This is a genomic window from Paenibacillus sp. 1-18 (assembly GCF_000520755.1).
GTDB classification, from domain to species: domain Bacteria; phylum Bacillota; class Bacilli; order Paenibacillales; family Paenibacillaceae; genus Paenibacillus; species Paenibacillus brasilensis.
The window spans coordinates 1-16,786 of record NZ_ASSB01000051.1 but is presented as its reverse complement, the minus strand read 5'-3'; the positions used below and the strand labels follow the sequence as shown (position 1 = coordinate 16,786).

14 protein-coding genes are annotated in these 16,786 nt (G+C 46.4%); 9 read left to right on the top strand and 5 right to left on the bottom strand.

The window, feature by feature from the left end; all coding sequences use genetic code 11:
* Positions 1-133: 133 nt before the first annotated feature.
* Positions 134-898 (bottom strand): HAD family hydrolase, encoded by a 765-nt coding sequence (locus tag L693_RS0103295; RefSeq protein ID WP_025716041.1) that lies wholly within the window; start codon positions 896-898, stop codon positions 134-136.
* Positions 899-960: 62 nt separating this feature from the next.
* Positions 961-1,878, bottom strand: coding sequence for a hypothetical protein (locus tag L693_RS0103290; protein ID WP_025716040.1), 918 nt, complete (start codon positions 1,876-1,878; stop codon positions 961-963).
* A gap of 442 nt (positions 1,879-2,320) precedes the next feature.
* Here L693_RS0103290 and L693_RS0103285 point away from each other — a divergent pair, with 442 nt between their 5' ends.
* The 5 genes from L693_RS0103285 to L693_RS0103265 all read left to right on the top strand — a co-directional run bounded on the left by L693_RS0103285 (position 2,321) and on the right by L693_RS0103265 (position 7,735).
* Entirely contained in the window at positions 2,321-3,478 is a 1,158-nt protein-coding gene (locus L693_RS0103285; RefSeq protein WP_025716039.1) for an MFS transporter, read from the top strand.
* Positions 3,479-3,560: 82 nt separating this feature from the next.
* Positions 3,561-4,286 (top strand): phosphonate ABC transporter ATP-binding protein, encoded by a 726-nt coding sequence (locus tag L693_RS0103280; RefSeq protein WP_025716038.1) that lies wholly within the window; start codon positions 3,561-3,563, stop codon positions 4,284-4,286.
* Positions 4,283-5,617 (top strand): hypothetical protein, encoded by a 1,335-nt coding sequence (locus tag L693_RS0103275; RefSeq protein WP_025716037.1) that lies wholly within the window; start codon positions 4,283-4,285, stop codon positions 5,615-5,617. The genes L693_RS0103280 and L693_RS0103275 overlap by 4 nt, the downstream gene beginning before the upstream one ends.
* A gap of 1 nt (position 5,618) precedes the next feature.
* A complete protein-coding gene (locus L693_RS0103270; protein WP_025716036.1) occupies positions 5,619-6,317 on the top strand; it encodes a response regulator transcription factor in 699 nt (232 codons plus the stop codon).
* Positions 6,314-7,735, top strand: coding sequence for a sensor histidine kinase (locus L693_RS0103265; RefSeq protein WP_025716035.1), 1,422 nt, complete (start codon positions 6,314-6,316; stop codon positions 7,733-7,735). Before L693_RS0103270 ends, L693_RS0103265 begins: the two co-directional genes overlap by 4 nt.
* Before the next feature lie 90 nt (positions 7,736-7,825).
* Here the strand turns inward: L693_RS0103265 and L693_RS0103260 are convergent, their stop codons facing one another.
* Positions 7,826-9,052: a glucose-1-phosphate adenylyltransferase gene (locus L693_RS0103260; RefSeq protein WP_025716034.1), complete on the bottom strand. Its 1,227-nt coding sequence runs from the start codon at positions 9,050-9,052 to the stop codon at positions 7,826-7,828.
* A gap of 240 nt (positions 9,053-9,292) precedes the next feature.
* On the opposite strand from L693_RS0103260, the gene glgB reads away from it, so the two are divergent.
* Positions 9,293-11,215 (top strand): 1,4-alpha-glucan branching protein GlgB, encoded by a 1,923-nt coding sequence (gene glgB, locus L693_RS0103255; RefSeq protein WP_025716033.1) that lies wholly within the window; start codon positions 9,293-9,295, stop codon positions 11,213-11,215.
* A 21-nt stretch (positions 11,216-11,236) separates the two neighbouring features.
* Complete coding sequence (gene glgA / locus L693_RS0103250; RefSeq protein WP_025716032.1) at positions 11,237-12,679, top strand: glycogen synthase GlgA; 1,443 nt, start codon at positions 11,237-11,239, stop codon at positions 12,677-12,679.
* A gap of 65 nt (positions 12,680-12,744) precedes the next feature.
* Here glgA and L693_RS0103245 read toward each other — a convergent pair whose 3' ends face one another.
* Together L693_RS0103245 and L693_RS0103240 are read right to left on the bottom strand one after the other, a co-directional pair.
* A complete protein-coding gene (locus tag L693_RS0103245; RefSeq protein WP_025716031.1) occupies positions 12,745-13,797 on the bottom strand; it encodes a hypothetical protein in 1,053 nt (350 codons plus the stop codon).
* 35 nt (positions 13,798-13,832) lie between these two features.
* Entirely contained in the window at positions 13,833-15,014 is a 1,182-nt protein-coding gene (locus L693_RS0103240; RefSeq protein ID WP_025716030.1) for a M20 family metallopeptidase, read from the bottom strand.
* A gap of 148 nt (positions 15,015-15,162) precedes the next feature.
* Between L693_RS0103240 and L693_RS0103235 the strand changes: the two genes are divergently transcribed.
* Both L693_RS0103235 and L693_RS27625 read left to right on the top strand, forming a co-directional pair.
* Entirely contained in the window at positions 15,163-16,626 is a 1,464-nt protein-coding gene (locus L693_RS0103235) for an ABC transporter substrate-binding protein/permease (protein WP_025716029.1), read from the top strand.
* Positions 16,613-16,786: ATP-binding cassette domain-containing protein (locus tag L693_RS27625; protein ID WP_155983755.1), on the top strand; the 174-nt coding region annotated here is incomplete at its 3' end. The genes L693_RS0103235 and L693_RS27625, both read left to right, overlap by 14 nt.

The window sequence follows — 16,786 nt, the reverse complement described above, 5'->3', positions numbered from 1 at the left end:
GATAGCGATTCACCTGGATCGCCTGGAGAAACAGGGCTAACCCCCCGTTTTTCCCAAGTACCAGACCATTATGATGTAAAGAAAAAGAAACCCGCGTCTCAAAAGACGGGGTTTCTCGACAATCTGAAGGACCCTATCCGAGGGTCCTTTTTTGTTGATGCAATTGTATGCTTTCATGTATCACTCGTGGTACTTCTGTTAGCTTTTGAATCGTGTACATCACGGAATTCGCGTTTTTTTGCAGTTCAACCATATTGTAAATCCATTCCTTGGGCTGCTTGAGATATACAGCATGAATACCTGCCGCAAGAGCTGGAGATACATCGGTACGCAGGGAGTTTCCGATCATCCAGGTGATACTCCGGTCCAGGCGATTCATCTGAATGATTTCTTCCAGTGCTTCAACATTTTTATGCTGGCGAATGTAAATACGCTCATCAAAATAATTAGCCAACTTCATTTGTTCAATCTTTCTTTCCTGAATAATTTGCTCACCGCCGGTGTAGAGATGCAGGGAATGTCCGGCTTTTTGGAGTGAGTTCAATGTTTCGATCATTCCTGGATACGGTTCGATTTCCTGCTCGTACACACTTCGTCCAAGGGAGCGAAGCTCTTGCTCGTCCCGAGAATCTATACGACGTCCGAATTGCTCCGAGAAAAAATGGTACGTATCAATCAACGATTGTGGGAAATGCTCGCTGGCAAAGCCCAGCTGATGAACACCAGCCACATCAATTTCGATTTGTTTCTCACGAATTGTATTTTCCTTCAGGTTATGGGCTGCAAACCATTCCTGAAGCAAATCGAAAAAGTGGTTGAGAATCTGGTCAAAATACTTATTGCAGTGGACCAAAGTGTCATCAAGATCAAATAAAATGTGTTGCTTCGGATACGACATGCTACATACTCCTTCCAAGCCAAAGCTTAACGGTGTTCCGTATAACTAAAGGTTCAGTTTAACTATAATCCAATATAGGATTCCAAAAATACCTGTAAATCAGCCGCTCCGTCGGGACGGATGCTGAATTTTTCTTTGTGATAGCGTCCGATGTGAATACGAAGCAGACCAGCCACTCGCAAAATCATCATATCAGACATAAGTGTATCTTCCAATCGGCTCAAATCATGGCGCATTTCTTCCAGAGATTTGGGGCCTTGAGCCACATAACGCAAAATTCGCAGTCGTTGCGGATCATTGACCGCACGTGTAAGCCGCAACAGGAGCGTAGGTGGTTCTTCCTCGTTTTCCTCGGGTATATCTACCGGATACTGGATCAGCAGCATGCGCGAATAAAAACAGTAAGAATTAATCGGGCGATTATGAACGACTGGAAACAGGACAACCGTATCCAAATCTTCCATATGTGGAACGATCAATCCAGCTGTGGCGTATTCAACCAATGCTTCCGGCTCCATCTTGCTTAAAAGCATACGCTTCTCCGCAGCGTCTTCCTCTGCCAGTGCGCGCAGCTCACCTTCCAAAGCCCGAAAATAATCGCGGTCCCATAATTTGAGGAGTGGTGCATATACCTTACGTATGCGTAAAGATTCTTCAAGGGTTAAAAAAGGGATGTGCGGAACAAGCAACTCAAACATATCTTTATCCGGGCCGTGCTCCAAATAAGAGATATAGTCGGATATTTCATCCGACTCCGGTCGAAGCAAAGCCCAGGCATAGAGTGCGTCATAATCGCTAAATGGGCAATCCTGGGCTATAGCAAGCTCGGTACGAACCTCGTGTTGCAGCCGAGCATCCACCTTATCGATCCATTCATGTCCCAGGTCCATATCGTGTACCCACTTTTTAGTTACATAGGCCATGAAGCTGCCCAATAATTCGTAAATTGGAGAAGTGTCTATTTTAATTTGATAACTCATGGAATCAAATGCCTCCTATTCTGTCTTCGAGCCCAGAGCGGTGAACGAATTAAGCCCGTCCATAAGCACAACATGAGCATTTTGAAGTTGCTCACTTATTTATTATGGCTTGTTCTGCCGGGCATTGTCCACTATAATATGAATTAATGCGCTGTGACATGAAGAGGTTCGGATTGAACATACGTGACTCCTTAACGAATGGAGTCGGATTACATATCAGACAAGCTCTTCCCGTAAAATCGTCATCTCAGATGACGATTTTTTCTTCTTTTCTGCAATACGTTAAAATCGCCAGATTTTGCATGTTTTTAGCTGTTTTTTCATGACGGCACAACATGTATATAGATAAGAATTATTATTGATTATGGTATGTAATGCAAATCATTCTCTAACACTCATTTTTGCTGTTGATATTTTATTGTTTTTACCAGGAGGAACCATGATGTCATCGTCGTTACGTGTTCATTATTTTATTTTAATTGCGGTTATTGTCGTTGCCGGATTATGTCAAGGTTTGCTATTACCTATTTTGTCTATCTCGTTGGAGCAAATGGGGGTATCATCTTCGCTAAATGGAATGAACGCAGCTGCATTATATATAGGTTCGTTCGCTATGACGCTGGTGGCTGAACGTACACTAGGATGGTTGGGTTTCAAAAAGCTGATGGCTGGAGGGTTGGTACTTGTACTCGTGACGTTGCTGCTATTTCCGCTAATCCCTGATATTCGAGTGTGGTTCGTACTGCGGCTGCTGGTTGGCATAGGTGACAGTGCGCTCCACTACTCAGCCCAACTGTGGATTTTGCTAGTAACTCCACCTGAAAACCGTGGCCGCAACATCTCCTTTTATGGAATGTCCTACGGTCTGGGCTTTGCAATGGGACCACTGGGATTATGGCTGCTTGATTATGGAATGCTGGTTCCGTTTGCTGCACTGTCCTTGCTGTGCCTGCTTGTTTTACTGCTGGTGTTAATGAAGCTGCCGGATTCCAAGCCGGAGAAGCAGGCAACCGAAGCACGTCCCGCACTAAGATTCCGGCGCAGCTACAGCTGGGCATGGTACGCTTTATTGCCTGCGTTTCTCTACGGCTATATGGAAGCCAGTCTGAACAGCAACTTTCCAGTCTATGGCCTGCGTATTGGCTTCGATACCGCTGAAATTGCTGCATTGCTGCCGTTTGTCAGCTTGGGTGGGTTGGTGCTACAGCTGCCGCTAGGCATATTAAGTGACCGTTGGGGACGTAAAAAGGTGCTAATGAGCGTAGGTATAGCAGGTGGCTTGACCTTTATGCTGTTAGCTTGGAGCGGCAATCATTTTATGTTCACTTTGGTCCTGTTGACCATAGCGGGTGGATTGGTCGGCTCTTTTTTCTCCCTTGGCTTGGCTTATGCCGCCGATCTGCTGCCCAAATCATTTTTGGCAGCCGCCAATGTACTGGCATCCTTTCATTTTAATCTGGGAAGCGTGATCGGACCTAATATTAGTGGAGGGCTGCTGGACTTCGGGACTCAAGGCAGTATGTTTCTGGTTCTAGGAGGCAGCTACGTTGTTTTTGGCTTGCTGGGACTGTTGACCAGAAAAAGAGTATTGACAGCTTAAAACTGTGGTATGCATGGTATTTGTTTTATATTTGCTATAAACTATAGACAGTATTGATGGCGGACAAAGGGGAATCACATAGATGATTAGAATTCAGAAGCTGACCAAGCAAGTGGGGCCGGAACGGACCCCGTTACTTCGAGGAATTGATGCCGATATTCATCAGGGCGAGCTCATTGCCGTAGTGGGGCCAAGTGGAAGCGGCAAAACAACGCTGCTTCGTTGTCTTGCTTTGCAAGAGCCGTGGCAAGAAGGCAGTTTAATTGTTGACGGTAATGATGTGCTGAAATCCGGCTGGACGGGCAAGATGAAAATAAAGCGGGAATGGGCATACCTCGAGCAAAATCCGCATCTAAATATGAATCGGACCGCTCTCAAAAATGTGCTCATTGGCAGATCAGGTCAAACTCCATGGTGGAGAATGGTGACGGGTATGGTGCGTTCTGATGATTATATGGGAGCGATGGACGTACTTGAGGAACTGGGACTGCTGGATAAGGCGCATGATAAATGCGACAAGCTCAGCGGCGGCGAACGGCAGCGGGTAGCGACAGCGCGTGCCCTCGTTCACGGAGCCAAGGTAATTTTGGCTGATGAGCCTGTTAATGGCCTTGATCCAACTTCAGCGGCACATGTAATGGATACCTTCCGCAAGCTGTCTTCTGATGAACGGGTGACAGTTATTACTGTACTGCCGCTGGAAATGGCTGAACGCTTTGCGACCCGTATATGGGGACTGAACAATGGCAAGCTGGTGTTTGATATCCAGGGCAGACGGTTGACACAAGCAGAAAAGAACAAATTATGAAGGGGACGGCAAGAGAAGTGAAAATATTGCTGTTGAGAATGTTGACTTGCTGCTGCACATTGCTGCTCCTTGCTGGATTTTTGAGCGGGTGCAATGTCATTAACGATCCGGTTTCGCTGATGCAGACACCGACGATGTCTGACGAAAAACAGCAGCTGAATGGTGCGGTGGCTACGCAACTAGGAGGAATGCAGCCGCTAAGACCGAATGATCCGGATGATCCAACACCAATCCGGACGGGGGATTTGAACAATGATGGCACGGATGAGGCCGTCCTATTTTATGAAACGCCGGATGAAAGTGTAAAAATACACGGTGCCTTGTTTGTGGATCAGGGAGGTACGTGGGTAAAGCAGCTAACATTTGATGGAGAAGGCACCTTATTGGAATCATTTAAACTTGTGGACTTAACCAATGACGGCACGCTTGATATTGTTGCCGGTTTTTCGAACGGAGATAGTGACGAGAACGGAGATCAGAAGGGACTGATCGTGTATTCCTACACTGGAGGATCCATAGAGAAATTATACGCTACAGGCTATACGGATTTTGTCGTAGACGATCATAAGCATAACAAGATGGATTTGAACGGGGATAATCTGAATGATTTGACGATTATTTTGTTGCGTCGCAATGAATTCTTTACGGTCAAAACATTCCAATTTAGCGGAGGAACCTTTAAGGAAATCGGATCGTTGGATTTGGACAGTCAGGTCTTAAGTGTCTATAATATCGTTGCTGGCAAGGTAGCGAAGGATAGGCAGGGGATCATTATTGACACCCAAATTGCCCAGACCACTACCGTTTCCAATGTTATTGTGATGGATCATGGCAAGCTTAGAAAGCTTAACCTTATGGATGTTACCTTCAAGGATGCGACCATCGCCAGTAGTGATGTGGATGGTGACGGTATTCTGGAATTTGGTAATTTGGAGAAACCTAAAGGCTGGAGCAACAAGCCACTGGATGAGGTTCCGTATTTTGTATCGTTCTACCAGTGGGACGGGGCAAAAGGGACGATTTTCAAGCAGCAGCAGTATCGTGATTCCAATGAGCAGGTCTATTTCAGGCTACCTAAGGAGTTGCACGGGAAGGTGACCATTGATCCGAAGGTTTCAAAAAAGGACAGCTATTTGCGGTTCATTTTGGACGATACAGACAAAACAATAGCGGAAATAAAATATTTCTCGTTATCCCAATGGGAACGAAACAACGAAGGTTATAGCCAACTATGGCGAACGAATGCACAGGTGATTGGCATTAAGCGATCCAGTGAGCTGGAACCAAATAAATCAATTGAAAACAAATTGGGGGAAAGGCAGGTAGAGTAGAGTGAGTAAAGTATTAATTATGGAGGATGAAGAATCCATCCGCAGTTTTATCGTTATTAATTTAAAACGCAACGGTTTTGAAGTATTGGAGGCATCGGAAGGAAATGAGGCACTAAATATTCTGAATACGGTGCGGGATATTGATATCGCGCTGCTTGATGTGATGGTGCCTGGAATGGATGGCTTCGAGGTTTGTCGGAGAATTCGGGAAACGAATGAGCGCATTGGCATTATCTTTCTCACGGCCAAGGTACAGGAGCAGGATAAGGTGTATGCCTTGTCTGTAGGAGCCGATGATCATGTGAGCAAGCCTTTCAGCCCGACGGAACTGATTGCACGCATTCAGTCGTTGCTGCGCAGGGTGAATGTGCATCGCGAAACGGCAGCCAAGGTGTCCTTCCAGTCCGGCCCGTTCTCACTGGATTTGATTGCCAAGCAATTTAAGAAAAACGGTCAGCTGATTGAGCTGACACCGACAGAGTTTTCCTTGATTCAATTTTTCCTGGAAAAAGAAAACACGCCGCTCAGCCGAGACGTTCTGCTTGACCACGTATGGGGAAAGGAATATATGGGCGATCCGAAAATTGTGGATGTGAACATCCGACGCTTGCGGCAGAAAATCGAAAACAATCCTTCCGAGCCCGCTTTTTTACAAACAGTATGGGGTCACGGATATAAATGGAAAGGTCAGTCTCAATGATCAAAAAGGGGATTCGCAGACAGATTGTGCTTCACTATTTTTTCGTAGTGTTCCTGGCACTTCTGTTAGTTGAGGTCATTTTCATGATTCTCATCCGGTCATATTATTATGACTCCATTTATAAAAAAATCGAGAATCGTATCTCATCGGTAAGTGAATTTGCATCCAAATTCAAACAGCCGGAACAGTCCTTGCAATCGTATTTGTTAGATTTTTCTCTGCCAAACACCGAACTGCAATTGCTCGATGAACAGGGAAATGTAATTGATAACTCGACGAATTTTGCAGCAGATCTAAGTGTGCAGACGAGTGATGTGACGCAAGCGCTGACTGGAGATACAGGCAAATGGATTGGGAAGCAACCGGGCACGGGGCAGCAGGTAATGGCGGTATCCAAAAAACTGGACAATATCGTCGGAGATCAGGTGTACATTATCCGGTATACAACCTCGCTGGAATTGGTAAATGACAAGTTATTCACTATTACGGTGTTTTCGGTGGGAATCATGGCAGCTGTATTGATTATCGTGTTTGTAGTAAGTACAGGGCTCGCGAATTCCATTGTCAGACCGATTAACAATATCCGCGATGTATCCGCTCAGATGGCGCAGGGACGTTTTGATGCACGCATCAAAGGCGATTATCGTTATGAGCTGGGTGAGCTGGCTTCAACGCTGAACTATATGGCTCAGGAAATTGTCAGAACGAATCAAATCAAGGATGATTTTATTTCTTCCATATCCCATGAGCTGCGTACCCCGCTTACTTCTATTAAAGGCTGGAGTGAAACGCTAAATTCTGGCGGCTATGACCCGGAAGAGACGAAGATTGGAATGCAGATTATTTCCAAGGAGACGGATCGGTTGATCGGCTTGGTAGAGGAGATTCTTGATTTTTCCAAGCTGGAGCAAAACGCCATGAAGCTCGTGATGGGAACGGTAGACCTGCGGGAGCTGCTGCAGGAAATTATGCTGAACGTATGGGCCAAGGCTGAAATGAAGCAAATTAAGCTCCATCTGGACTCAGAGGAGACTGCATATCTCGTTCATGGAGATGGAAACCGTCTGAAACAAGTGTTTTTGAACATTGTGGATAATGCAATCAAGTTTTCGCATGAAAGCTCCATTATTTTTCTATCCCTGCAACGAGTTGCGGACAATATTGAGATATCCGTCCAAGATACAGGGATTGGGATTAGTGAGGAAAACCTGGCCAGAGTAAGAGATCGTTTTTTCCAGGTGGATCATCAGAATGGCGGTACAGGACTGGGATTGGCAATTTCACAGCAGTTTGTAGAACTTCACCATGGTCAGATGCTCATCAGAAGTGAACTTGGAGCAGGAACGACCATTACAGTTTCACTGCCTGCTCTGCAAGCTGAGCAGCTCACGGAGCCATCACAGCTCACGCAAGGTTAGAATGTATTCCTAAAGTCAGTTACAGATTTCATGAAAACAGCCAGTCCTCGCTATTTCGGAGGGCTGGCTGTATTAAATTATGCGTACTGTTTATGAAGTAAAGCCTTCAGCGCGCAGCCGTGTATTGCGCTCATATGCTTCTTTTAGCATACGGGCTGTTTGAGGTCGTACCGGCATTTTGCCAAATACCGTTTCATTGGGCCCGATGACCATAATTTCGCTCGGATTTCCTTTGATGACGGCTCCGTCACGAATGACAGCACCCTCGCCGATAATCGCATGCTCAATGTGCACGTTGCGCCCGATACGCGAGTCAGGCATTACAATACTATCCTTAATGGCCGTACCTTTACCTACCTCGACACCACTAAATACGACAGAGCGTTCAATTTGGCCTTCTACCTGGCAAGAGTCATGCAACAAGCTACCCATCGAGTGTGTTTTACGGTTAGGTACTTTATGTGCGCTCAGCCTTGTGCGCCGTTCACGCGTATACATCGGCCAGTCCGTCCGTTGAAGATCAATTGCGCAATTCTCTTGCAACAGATCCATGTGGGAGTCCCATAGGCTTTTAACGGTACCTACGTCCTTCCAGTAACCCTGAAATTCATAGACGTATAATGATTCTCGATCCGCGAGCATTTTGGGAATGATGTCTTTACCAAAATCGTGGCTGGATTGAGCATCCTGTGCGTCTTCCAGTAGATAACTTTTCAGGTAATCCCATTTGAAAAGATAAATCCCCATGGAGGCCAAATTACTTTCCGGTTTCTCCGGTTTTTCAGCAAATTCAGTAACGCGCAAATCTACATCGGCACTCATCACTCCAAAGCGGTGTGCCTCATCCCAGGGAACCTCCATAACAGAAATCGTAGCCGCTGCTCCTTTGTCCTTATGATAGTCCAGCATTTCACGATAATTCATGTAATAAATATGATCACCGGATAAAATAAGAACATGCTCCGGATTTTGGCTGTCTATATATTCGATATTTTTATGAATAGCATCTGCAGTTCCCAAATATTCAGCGTTACCTGTATTATAGGATGGAAGCAGAGTAATTCCTTTGTCATCCGTTTTTGTAAGACCCCAAGGTGTCCCATCTCCAATATGCTCATGTAAGGATTCCGCCTCATATTGCGTTAGTACACCCACAGTATCAATATTTGAATTTACGCAATTGCTGAGAGGAAAATCGATAATCCGGTAATGACCGCCAAAAGGTACAGCGGGTTTTGCAATCGTTGAAGTAAGGGGAGCAAGACGGCGTCCCTCTCCGCCTGCCAGCAACATGGCAATGCATTCTTTATTAAACATTTCGTTTCCCTCCCGGTTTAGTTGTCTGTTGTAGTACATACATAAACGGTATGGGGTGCTCTTGAAACCATCAGGTGTATAAGATACCCCAAAAAACTAAGGTTTATTTTTTTCGTAGTCATTTTTCTGTTCATTGTGGCTAGAATGGGGTAATAACTCAGGTCAGCTTTGACCGAAAAGCGAATGCATTTTTCGAATCATACATTTCGTATGATACAAACATATAAGGGTGGTGACGTGATGACAGAGCAAATTCTTCCGCAGCAGGCTGTATCACCGGAAGATATTTATTTGTTTCATGAAGGAACGCTTTATTTCAGCTACCGATCTTTGGGTTCCCACCTTACTGTGGAGAACGGAGAACAGGGCGTCCGTTTTACGGTCTGGGCTCCTCATGCTCTCCATGTCGGGCTTGCTACAGATCGTAACAACTGGAATGGGGAACAGGATTCCTTATATAGGGTTCCCAAATCCGGTTTTTGGAGTCGTTTTTTTCCGGGGATATCCCAAGGAACTTTTTACAAATACGATATTACGGGTGCAAACGGTGAACGTTTTCTGAAAGCAGATCCTTATGCGGTTCGTGCTGAGGTAAGACCAGCAACTGCTTCTGTGGTTGCTTCATTGGATGGATATGAATGGAATGACGCGGTTTGGCGCCGAAAACGCAGAGCACCTTATGGAAAACCCCTTCATATATATGAGGTTCATCTGGGTACTTGGAGGCAAAAAGAAGACGGTACGTTTTATACATACAGGGAAATGGCTGAGCTTCTTGTGCCTTATGTGACCGATATGGGGTATACGCATATTGAGCTGATGCCGCTGAGCGAGCATCCATATGACCTTTCTTGGGGATATCAGCTCACCGGCTACTTTGCACTGACAAGCCGTTACGGTGAACCGCACGATTTTATGTATTTGGTGGATCGTTGTCATCAGGCGGGAATTGGAGTGCTCATGGATTGGGTTCCGGCTCATTTTGCCAAGGATGCCCATGGATTGAGATTATTTGACGGGTCACCCCTGTTTGAATATGCGGACCCGCTAATAGCAGAGAAACCTGGCTGGGGAACATTGACGTTTGATTATAGCAAGCCGGAAGTGCGTTCTTTTTTGATCTCCAATGCGCTGTTCTGGATGGAGGTGTACCATATTGACGGCCTGCGCGTGGATGCGGTGACGAGTATGTTACGTCTGGATTTTGAAAAGCAGGATGGGCAATATCGTATGAACTCCAAAGGAGGCGTCGAAAATGAGGAAGCCATCGCTTTCCTTCAACAACTGAATGAGACCGTATTCCGCTATTATCCCTATGCGCTCATGATGGCAGAAGAGTCCAGTGCCTGGCCAATGGTGACCTCCCCGGTAAGCGATGGGGGGCTCGGTTTTAATTATAAATGGAACATGGGTTGGATGAATGATACGCTTGATTATGTTCAAACGGATTTCGACCATCGACCGGAGCGCCATAATTTACTGACGTTCCCCATAGCCTATGCATATAGCGAAAATTTTACACTGCCGTTGTCGCATGATGAGGTCGTCCATGGTAAAAAGTCACTGCTTGATAAAATGCCGGGTACTTATGAACAAAAATTTGCCGGGCTACGCGCGCTTCTTGGCTACCAAATGACCTCACCGGGTAAGAAGCTCTTATTTATGGGCGGGGAATTTGGCCAATTTATTGAATGGAAGGATGAGGAACAGCTCGATTGGTTTTTGCTGGATTATGACAGTCACCGGTCTGTGCATGCCTATACGAAAGCGCTGAATCATTTGTATATGCAGGAAAGGGCATTATGGGAGCTGGATCATTCGTGGGACGGCTATCAGTGGATTGAGGCGGAAGACCGTGGACAGAGCGTAATTACGTATTTACGTAAAGGGAAAAAGCCGGGAGATACACTGGTTGTCCTTATCAATTTTCAGCCGGTGCAGAGAGAAAATTATCGAATTGGACTGCAAAAGGCAGGAAGATATATTGAGATGCTGAACAGCGATCATAAGGACTTTGGTGGGAGTGGGCAGTTGAACTTCGGAGTAATACGGACCGCAAAAATTCCTTGCCATGGACAGCTTTACAGTTTGGAGGTGACTATTCCACCGCTAAGTATTGTTATACTCAAGAAGGCGCCCCGGAGGCCTAAAAAAGCAGATTAACCACATAGGGAGGAAGCTCATATGAATATTTTGTTTGCGGCAGCAGAAGCACATCCATTTATAAAAACAGGTGGGTTGGCTGACGTCATTGGCGCATTGCCGAAGGCACTTCGTCAGGCGGGGTGTGACGTCCGAATCATTTTACCTAAATATGCAGGGATTCCTGATACGTATAAGCGTTCTTTGCGCCCGGTAACGGTAAAGCACGTAGCCGTAGGGTGGCGTGACCAATATTGTGGAGTAGAGGAACTGACATTGGATGAAATCAAGGTCTATTTTATAGATAACGAATATTACTTCGGTCGTGAAGGCATTTACGGCTATATGGATGATGGCGAACGCTTCTCCTTTTTTAACCGGGCCATATTGGAAACACTGCCTGATCTGGATTTTCGCCCGGATATTCTGCATTGTCATGACTGGCATACAGCATTGGTACCATTACTTTTAAATGCCGATTATGGCCATTTGCCCTTTTACAGTGAAATTCGCACGGTGTTTACGATACATAATCTGCTGTATCAAGGGGATTTTCCATATGAGGTCTTAACAGATCTGCTTAACCTGGATGGGAGCTATTTTACCCCCGAGGGTGTGGAGTATTATGGCAGATTAAATTTTATGAAGGGGGGACTTACTTACTCGGATCATGTCACAACCGTGAGCCCAACCTATGCAAAGGAGATTCAGACAGAATTTTACGGATACGGGTTAGAGGGTCTGCTTCGTAAGCTGGGAGAGCAGGGACGCTTGTCAGGGATTGTGAATGGAATTGATACCACAAGCTATAATCCTGCCACGGACAATCGTATTTATACGCAGTACCGTACCAGTTTGGCAAAGAAGAGGGAAAACAAAATAGGCCTGCAGAAGGAACTGGGGTTACCGATCCGGGCGGACGTACCTTTAATGGCCATGGTAACCCGGCTTGTCGACATGAAGGGACTCGATCTGGTAACCAGAGTGCTTGACGAGCTCTTATCTTATGATGATATTCAATTTGTCGTGCTGGGCACAGGAGATCCTGCTTTTGAGCACTGGTTCCGGGAAGCGTCGGAGCGCTATCCTCTGAAAATGTCAGCGCAGCTCACTTTCAGTGAGCCTTTGTCACGAAAAATATATGCTGCAAGCGATATGTACTTGATGCCATCGAGATTTGAGCCTTGCGGAATCAGCCAATTGCTGGCACTTCGTTATGGAAGTATACCCATTGTGCGTGAAACAGGTGGGCTGAACGATACCGTGCAGGCTTACAATGAATCCACAGGGGAAGGAAACGGCTTTAGTTTCACGAACTATAACGCGCATGACATGCTGCATACGATTCGTCGTGCTGTTGATTTTTATCGCCAACCTGAGCATTGGTCCAAACTTACACAGACGGCTTTTGCAGGAGAGTATAGCTGGGATGTGTCAGCCGAAGCGTATATGGATATTTACCGTTCGTTAACAAAGTCCGATTGATTGGATCTGACTAAAAAAGGGCATTCCTTTAGCCAACGATGGCTGAGGAATGTCCTTTTTTATGATCAGTCGCCTCCGCAGCTGCTTCCGCATGGGGAACCGCTGCTGCATGAAGAATGGCTGCCCGAATCTCCTGAATGATGGGGAGAAGAGCCTCCATCATGAGAGGAATGGTGGTGCGAGTGGTGCGTATCCCAGTTCGAGCAGCCGCTTGCCGAGCTGCATCCGGATGAACTGGCTAATGCAGCACTGCCTGTAGCATCCGGGTGCATGTGGAGGGCAAACTGCTCGGGTTGATACCAGGAATACCATATAGCGGCCAGCAACAGGGTATCTATTTGCAAATAGTTGACCCTGGGCAGCTGCTTGCCTTCAGGATCATCTACAGCTGTATTCACTCGCTCACGCAGCTGCTCCACAATCTGGTGAACCGCATGCTGTGCCTGCTGTGAAATGCTCGTATTTGACTGAGTATTCCAGCGGTCACCTGCTGGCTGCGCTGAAGCTGTCATTTTGTAATAGTGTGAGAGCTCGTCGCTTGGTAACGGATGATTAAAAAAAGTTCCCCATAAGCTGGCACTATAGCGGTTCCAGCCAAAGCATTCCACGTACAACCAGTCAAACCATGCCCGCTCTTCTGGCATAGGCTGTGAGCCCCCGGAATGGGGTGCATGATGGAGCATACGACCAAAAAAGGCCTCTGAGAATTGCTGGTATTCGCGGGTAAACATCAGCATTTCATGCCATAGTTCATCCACATCATGACTAAACATCGGCACTCGGTTCATAATCGCGCACAGCATAAAATATCGCTGGAGCTCATTCCAGCGCCAATCATATTCTTGCTCCGTCAGCTCAGGGTGGGCTTCCATCACACGTCGCCTAACGCTATGAGCATAAGAGACTGGAATGGAGCGTTCCAATAGCTGTTTCAGCTCCGTAATCTCTCGATAACGCTCATCTGAAAGGGACGAAGGAGAAGGGGCGCTGCGGAAAAATGCATTCCGCCGGCGCACTTTTCGGTTACCCCGTTTTTTTCGATTTTTAGCACCAAATAAAATCCAAAAAATAAGAATAATGACAAAAAACAACACCCAAAAGCTGCTCATTGGATCCATATGACTGCTCCTTTCTGGAAAGAAAGCGGATTAAATTAAGAAACTCTGTTTTTCAGCAGAGCGAATTCTTCTTTAATTTGTGCCAGCAATTCAGGATTTGTGATGACATCACAGGCAGTCCATGCCAAGGTTCTCGCCGCCAGCAGCATTCCTTCCATAGCCCGGTCCTGCATCGCCAAATCGCGGAATTCAGGCGTATGCAAGGCGTGCTTCTCGTCAATAACTTGAATGTAGGGATGGATGGCAGGACAATGCAGCGACACATTTCCAATATCCATGGAGCCGTGATCTTCGCCTTCCGTTATGTCCTTCTGCGCAATGCCGGCTGCGATTAAATTGGCAGTAAAGGTATCGGAAAGCGCTCGGTTAGTCACCATTTCGTCATAAGAAGTCTCATAATTGGAGGTCTCGAGGCGACATCCGGCTTGTAGAGCCGCTCCTTCGGCAATTTGAATAACTCGGCGAGTCAGCGGGTCCAGTTCTTGACGTGTAGCGGCCCGCACATAAAACTGAGCAGAGGCGTAATCAGGAATGATGTTGGCTGCCTGCCCACCATGATTAATAATGCCATGGATACGCACTGTACTTTTCACCTGTTGGCGAAACGCATTGATGCCGTTGAACGTTTGAATTACAGCGTCCAGGGCATTGATACCTTCATGCGGACTGGCGGCTGCGCGGGCGGATTGACCAAAAAATTCAAACTGTACAGCATCCATGGCCAGCGATTTGCCTGATTTCTCGTAGTGGTCATAAGGATGTGTCATAAGCGCTATATCGCAATCATCAAATAATCCGGCAGCCGCCAACGGAACCTTTGCCCCGCTTGTTTCTTCGGCAGGGGTACCATATACCCGTACTTCCCCGCCAATCTCATCAATGACCGATTTGAGTCCAACGGCAGCTCCGGTACTCATCATACAGATCAAATGGTGTCCGCAGGCGTGTCCGAGGCCTTTCAGGGCGTCATATTCCGCCAGAAAAGCGACGACCGGTCCGGGCTTGGCTGCTTTATAAGTCGCAATAAAGGCTGTTTCTATACCCAGCACAGGGGCCTGAACCTCAAATCCGTGATAGGCGAGTTCTTCTTTTAAACGGGCAGCGGCCAGAAATTCCTCGTTACCAAGCTCAGGATTCGCGCCAATATATAACGAAATGTCCTTAAAGCGCCCGGCATGCTGCTCAATGGTTTGCTGAATGCTCTGTTTAAAATCCATGTAAAAAACCCCTTTATATAGGCTGTAATGTAGGTACTGCGTAAGGTATGCTGAAATTGTAATATAACATTCATTGCATAATCATGCATATTCATTTATAATGACACAATCTTATTTATTATAAAGAATTTAAGGAGAGAAAAAAAGATTGAAAAAGCTATATCGTTTTACCGCCCTGGTTATGACGGCGGTTATCTTGCTGTTGGCTGGTCTTCCCATGCTCACCGCATACGGAACGGAAGCAAAGCCACAGAAAAAACTTGTAGTGGGCATGAGTGCCGACTTTCCGCCGTATGAGTTTCATAAAGTCGTTAACGGCAAGGATACCATTGTGGGATTTGACGTGGATATCGCCAAGGAAATCGCCAAGGATTTGGGTGCGGAGATGGTCCCTGAGGACATGAGTTTTGACTCTTTGCTGCCTGCTCTGCAAAGTGGTCGCGTAGACTTGGTACTGTCCGGTATGACACCAACGGATGAACGCAGAAAGAGCATTGATTTTTCGGATGTGTATTATCACTCCAAGCAAGTCATTATGGTACGTCCGGAGGATAAGGACAAATATCCGACAATGGCTACTCTGAAAGGCGAGAAGCTCGGCGCGCAAAAGGGCAGTATCCAGGAAAAAATTGCTCAAAGAGTGCCCAATGCGACTGTAACTTCGCTGGATAAAATATCCGACCTGGTGCTTCAGCTTCGGACACAGCGTATCAACGCTGTCGTGATTGAAGATACAGTTGCTAAAGGATACACACTGGACGGCACTGTAACTCTCGCCAAGGCGGTGCCTGAGGATAAGGGGGCAGAGACAGCCGTAGGTATTCGCAAGGGGAATACGGAACTGCTAGCCTCTGTAAATAAAACGCTGGCCCGTTTGAAAGCAGACGGCTCCATTGAGAAGTTTTCGACGGAGGCTAGTGCATTGTCTGCCGAGCGTCAGGTTTCCTCCAATTCCATTGTGGATATATTTTTGAAATACCGCAGCTTTTACGTCACAGGCATCGGCAACACGCTGCTGGTGTCCGCGCTCGGGGTGTTGTTCGGATTTATTATCGGTTTGATTATTTCCCTGCTGCGTATGTGTGGTGTACGTATTATTGAATGGCTGGGTACTGCTTACGTAGAAGTACTCCGTGGTACTCCGATGCTGGTACAGCTCATGATCATTCACTACGGGATTGCTTTGACGCTGGGCGTCGATTTTACGCCACTTCAGTCCGGTATAATTACACTGTCTCTGAACAGTTCGGCATATCTGGCCGAAATTTTCCGTGCAGGTATTCAGGGAGTGGACCGAGGACAGATGGAGGCTGCCCGCTCTTTGGGGATGGGACGAGGCAAAGCTATGCGCCATGTCATTTTACCGCAGGCCTTTAAGTCTATTCTGCCTGCGATCGGTAATGAATTTGTTACGATTATTAAGGAATCCTCCATTATTTCTATCATCGGAATGGTGGATATTATGTATCAGGCTCAGGTTGTTAAGAACATTACCTACGAAGGATTAAGCCCGTTCTTAATCGCAGGCGCTTTTTATTTTGTAATGACATTCAGCTTGTCCAAGCTGCAGGGTTTATGGGAAAGGAAGTTGAGAGCCAGTGATCACCGTTAAACAACTGCGTAAATCGTTCGGCAAGAATGAAATTTTAACAGGTATTGATATAGATATTGCCAAAGGGGAAGTTGTCGTTATCATCGGTCCCAGTGGTTCGGGGAAAAGCACGTTTTTGCGTTGCATTAATCTGCTGGAGCAGCCGACAAATGGGGAGATT